The sequence below is a fragment of the Streptomyces calidiresistens genome (assembly GCF_014141525.1).
Classification (GTDB): domain Bacteria; phylum Actinomycetota; class Actinomycetes; order Streptomycetales; family Streptomycetaceae; genus Streptomyces; species Streptomyces calidiresistens.
On sequence record NZ_VKHS01001435.1, the window covers coordinates 1 to 683 of the forward strand.

Sequence of the window (683 nt, forward strand, 5' to 3'; positions counted from 1 at the left end):
GCCACGATCACCCCGGCGGGGCCGGGGCCCCCGCCACCCCCGGCCGCGGCGCGCCGCAGCAGCGTGCCGGCGTCCGGCGGGGCCGGTTCACCGGTGGTGTCCACCACCACCCGCCCGGAGGGCGAGACCAGACGGGCCCGCAGACCCGGCTCGATCCCACCGGCGCGGGGCCCGGCCCGGCGTCCGCGTTCCAGGGCCGCGGCCAGCTCCCCGGCCGGGTTCCCGGACAGCCGCCGGGAGACGTGCTCGGTGATGGTGGCGAAGCCCACGGAGGTGTCCACGGCCAGCAGCGGCAGGCCGTGCCGGGCGCACGCCTCCACCAGGTCGGCGGGCACCGAGCCGAGTTCGGCCTCGCCGGCCGCCAGCGCCGCCACCCCGGCCCCGACCAGGATCCGCACGAAGGGGTCGGCGTCACCCGGGCCCCGCCACCAGGCCAGCCCGGTCAGCACCAGTTCGCCGCCGACCAGGTAGCGACCGGGGTCGCGCAGGTCGGTGGTCATCGTGCCGCGCACCGGGCGGTCGGGCGGGGGAGGCTCGCCCAGCGGGCGCAGGCCCAACCCGGGCACGTCGAGGAGGTCGCGCAGTCGCATCCGGGGGCCCGGTTCCGTGAGGGGGCCCTGTCTCTTATACACACCTGACGCTGCCGACGAAGCTGCAAGTGTAGATCTCGGGGGTCGCCGGAT

At 77.7% G+C, this 683-nt stretch carries 1 protein-coding gene; it reads right to left on the reverse strand.

All coding sequences use genetic code 11. The annotated features are described in order from the left end of the window. Positions 1-590 (reverse strand): PucR family transcriptional regulator ligand-binding domain-containing protein (locus FOE67_RS27695; RefSeq protein ID WP_182667548.1); only part of this gene is annotated, 590 nt, incomplete at its 3' end. Between the last annotated feature and the right edge of the window lie 93 nt (positions 591-683).